Origin of the sequence: Schleiferilactobacillus shenzhenensis LY-73, from assembly GCF_000469325.1 — a bacterium.
Taxonomy (GTDB): domain Bacteria; phylum Bacillota; class Bacilli; order Lactobacillales; family Lactobacillaceae; genus Schleiferilactobacillus; species Schleiferilactobacillus shenzhenensis.
Window position 1 is genome coordinate 129093 of record NZ_KI271582.1, and the last position, 4228, is coordinate 133320.

3 protein-coding genes are annotated in these 4228 nt (G+C 55.9%); all 3 read left to right on the forward strand.

From position 1 onward, the window contains the following. Positions 1 to 256 precede the first annotated feature (256 nt). Positions 257 to 1429 carry a cysteine desulfurase family protein gene (locus L248_RS00605; RefSeq protein WP_040534141.1) on the forward strand — a complete coding sequence of 391 codons (1173 nt, stop codon included), beginning with the start codon at positions 257 to 259 and terminating at the stop codon, positions 1427 to 1429. A 15-nt stretch (positions 1430 to 1444) separates the two neighbouring features. Continuing rightward, a complete protein-coding gene (gene thiI / locus L248_RS00610) occupies positions 1445 to 2665 on the forward strand; it encodes a tRNA uracil 4-sulfurtransferase ThiI (RefSeq protein ID WP_040534142.1) in 1221 nt (406 codons plus the stop codon). Positions 2666 to 2881: 216 nt separating this feature from the next. Continuing rightward, positions 2882 to 3568, forward strand: a complete 687-nt coding sequence (locus tag L248_RS00615; RefSeq protein WP_022528081.1) for a redox-sensing transcriptional repressor Rex — start codon at positions 2882 to 2884, stop codon at positions 3566 to 3568. Positions 3569 to 4228 lie beyond the last annotated feature (660 nt).

Here is a 4228-nt window from a genome sequence, read left to right on the forward strand (position 1 = left end):
AAACCGGCTTCGCACTAGCTGCGCGTCGCCGCCCCCAATCTGCGCAGCCCGTAGTCACCCGGGTCAAGACCAGACAATATCTGCCTCTCTAACCGTTCGACTTTACCCTCTAAACGGGTTCCGGCTGGCAGCACCACCAGCCTCCACCCTTTGGCCTGCTTCCCTTGCACTTTCACGCCGATTTGCATATACTTTTCTTACTTACATTTTCCAAGCAGTGGAATCAACGAACCGTAAACGAGGAGTGCTTAATAATTTGATTTATTTTGATAACAGCGCCACGACCAAGATTGACCCGGCTGTGCTGGCCACTTATGATGCCATCAGCAACGATTACTTCGGCAACCCGTCGTCTTTGCATGCTGTCGGCACTAAGGCCAACGACATGCTCCAGGCGTCCCGGAGCCAGATTGCGCAGCTGATTGGGGCTGAACCGGATGAAATTTTCTTCACCAGCGGCGGTACCGAGGGTGACAACTGGATCATTAAGGGCACCGCGATCGAGAAGCGGGAGTTCGGGAACCATCTGATTACGACGGCGATTGAGCATCCGGCGGTGATTAACACAATGAAGCAGCTGGAGAAACTGGGCTTCCGGGTCACTTACTTACCCGTGGACAAGAATGGGTTCATTGACCCCCAGATGCTGGCCAATGCGATTACGGACCAGACCATCCTGGTTTCCACGATGGTCGTCAACAATGAGATTGGCGCGATTCAACCGATTCACGAAGTCGCCAAGGTGCTGGCTGATTATCCCACCATCCACTTTCATGTGGATGCCGTTCAAGCAGTGGGCAAAGGGCTGCACGATTTGATTCGCGATCCGCGGGTAGACTTTGCCACATTCTCCGGCCATAAGTTCCATGCGCCCCGGGGTACCGGCTTCATTTATGCCAAGCGAGGGCGCAAGATTGCACCGCTCTTGACCGGCGGCGGCCAGGAATCCGACTGGCGGTCCGGTACAGAAAACACACCGGCCATTGGCGCGATGGCCAAGGCGTTACGGCTGCTGCTGACGAATGAGGACGCGAACGTCGCCCAGCAGGCGGCTGTCCGTAAACGGATTCTGAATCACTTACAGCAGTACCCCGATGTCACAATCTTTTCGCCGGCGACGAATCAATTTGCCCCGCATATTTTGTGCTTCGCTTTGCCGGGTGTCCGCGGGGAGACCATCGTCCACGCGTTTGAAGACCACGATATTTACATTTCGACCACCAGCGCTTGCTCATCGAAGAAGGGGACCGAATCCAGTACCCTGAAGGCCATGCAGGTGCCTGAACGGATTGCTACCAGTGCCGTCCGCGTGTCGCTGGACGAGCACAACACTTTGGCGGAAGCCGACGAGTTCAACCGCGTCTTCGATATCTTGTACAAGAAATTTGCTAAGCTGCGGACCACGGTGACAGCAGCCCATTCGGCCTAATTGAAGGAGATTTTTATGGAATATACTGAAATCATGGTGCGCTACGGCGAACTGTCGACCAAAGGCAAGAATCGCCGTAACTTCATCAGCCGGTTGACGGGGAATGTCACGAAGGCGCTGAAGAACTTTCCGGACTTGAGCATTCACCCCAAGCGGGACCGGATGCATATTCAGTTGAACGGAACGCCGGCGAAGCCGGTGATGGCCATTCTGGACCGTATTTTCGGCATTCAGAACTATAGCCCGGCAATCAAGCTGCCCAAGGATATGGCGGTCGTGCATGCCACCGCAATCGACTTGGTGCGGGCGACTTTGCCCAGTCCCACCGCCAGTTTCAAAGTCAATACCCGGCGCAGCGATCATACTTTTGCGTTGGACACGAACCAGATGAACCTGGACTTAGGGGACTTGATCACGGACACCTTCCCCAACATTAAGGTGCAGATGAAACATCCTGACCTGACCTTGCGGGTGGAAGTCCGGCGGGATGGGATTTATCTGTCCACAGAGACGATTAAGGGTGCTGGCGGCCTGCCGGTGGGCTCTGCCGGTAAAGCCGTGCTGATGCTGTCTGGCGGTATCGACAGTCCGGTAGCCGGTTATCTGGCCATGAAGCGGGGCGTCGACATCGAGATGGTCCATTTCTTCAGTCCCCCGTACACCAGTGTGGATGCGCTGAATAAGGCCAAGGAATTGACCGCGAAGCTCGCCCCCTATGCTGGCGCGATTAATTTCATCGAGGTCCCGTTCACGGAGATTCAAGAAGAAGTCAAAGCCCACGTGCCGGAAGGCTATCTGATGACAGTCCAACGCCGCTTCATGCTGGAGCTGGCCGACCGTATTCGGGCCCAGCGCGGCGGGTTGGCCATTTTCAACGGCGAATCGGTGGGCCAAGTGGCTTCCCAGACGCTGGAGAGTATGCTGGCGATTGAAGACGTGACGAATACACCGGTACTGCGCCCCGTCGTCACCATGGATAAGACCGAGATCATTGCCTTGGCAGAAAAGATCGACACCTTCAATTTATCGATCATGCCGTTTGAAGACTGCTGCACCATTTTCGCTCCGCCGCGGCCCAAGACTAAGCCGAATTTGGAACGGGCGCGGCAATACGAGGCAGCCCTGGACGGCGAAGCAATGATGGCCCGGGCTTTGGCTGGGATCAAGCTGACTACGATCCATCCCCAGGACGAATTTATGGATGCCCACAAGGCGGAGACGGCCGCTTTACTGTAAGTCCTCTGCCCTGGGAGAAAAGTTGAACACTTCACCAACTTGGCTGACTGCCCGCGGGGCGAGCCAGCTGAAGCAGGGATGAATGCCGAATTAGCGGCGTTGGTCTCTGCTTTTTTTGATCCCCGATATTTTATTGAGTGTTTGCGCTTGCACAAGGTGTGACAAACATGCTATATTATTGTGTGAAGCAGTAAACAAATAGGACGGTGAATCAACATGACAGAACAACACGTGGTCACCTTGCCCCGGGCGACGGCCAAGCGGATTCCTTTGTATTATCGATACTTATGCATGTATCGGGCGGAGGGGATCACGCGCATCAAGTCCCACGAGCTCAGCAAGAACATTCACATACCCGCCGCAACGATCCGCCGGGATTTCTCCTGCTTCGGGGAACTCGGGAAGAGCGGTTACGGTTACGATGTCAGCCATTTGATCGATACGTTTGCCCGCATGCTGCGGGTCAACGAACTGCACAAGATTGCCTTGCTGGGGGTGGGTAATCTGGGTCAGGCCCTGATTCAAAACAACTTCCGGCGCAACGACAACTTGCGCATCACCTGTGCCTTCGATACCCAGTGTCCAGCCATCGGGACGATTATTAATGGCGTGCCCGTTTACCACATGGACCAGCTGGCGGAGAAGATCCGGGAGCAGGGGATCACCACAGCCATTTCCACCGTGCCCAGCGTGTCGGCCCAGGAAGCCGTGGCTCAGTTGACGGCCGCGGGCGTGCGGTCTATCTTGAATTTCGCCCCCGCCCGCTTGAAGGTACCGGAAGGCGTGCACGTGAAGTACATCGACCTGACCAGTGAGATTCAGACGCTGATGTACTTTGCCGATGCAGAGAATACTGAAAACAACATGAAAGAGGCCCTCGCCACCTTTGCGGCGCCGGAATAAGTACGCTATAATACAGCTAACACTTTGATCGAGAGCGCGGCGTAGCAGGGTCTCAGAGAACCGGTGGAAGGTGCAAACCGGCCGAATGCAGCGTCGCGGTAGCTCGGGAGTGGGTACTGCGACAGTAATGAAGTGGTATCCGGCCGCCGCCGTTATCGGTTTCGAGAGGTGCGGCAACGCACAACTTAGGTGGTACCGCGAGCAATCGTCCTAACTTTTGGTTGGGACGTTTTTTTGTGCAGAAGGCGGAGCGGCCCGGTAGAAGCGGTGGGATAAGGACCAGGGAGGGAAAACCCGGGCTTAGGTTTTACCCTTCCTGGTCCTTATCCCCTAGCTTCTGGGCCGCGTAGCCTGTTTTGTGCAGAGGGCGCAGGCCGACGGGTAGCGGCACCGGGCTGAGCGGCCTTAAGCCGGAAATCCCTGCACTTGGGATTTTTGGCTTAAGGCCCTCAGATCGCGTGCCGCTGTCGGCCGGAGCCCGTTTCCGAGGGCAGAGGCCGTCACTCTTGCCTTCGGCCTGCGCAGATTGTGGCGGTGATGCGAAGTAAGTGCATAGCTGGTCGTACGGCCTTACCGATGACACGTCTCTACGAATTTTTCTCGGTGACTGAGTGCCAACGCGTAGCAAGCGGAGGCAAAACGGGCTCAGTGGTGAAATCA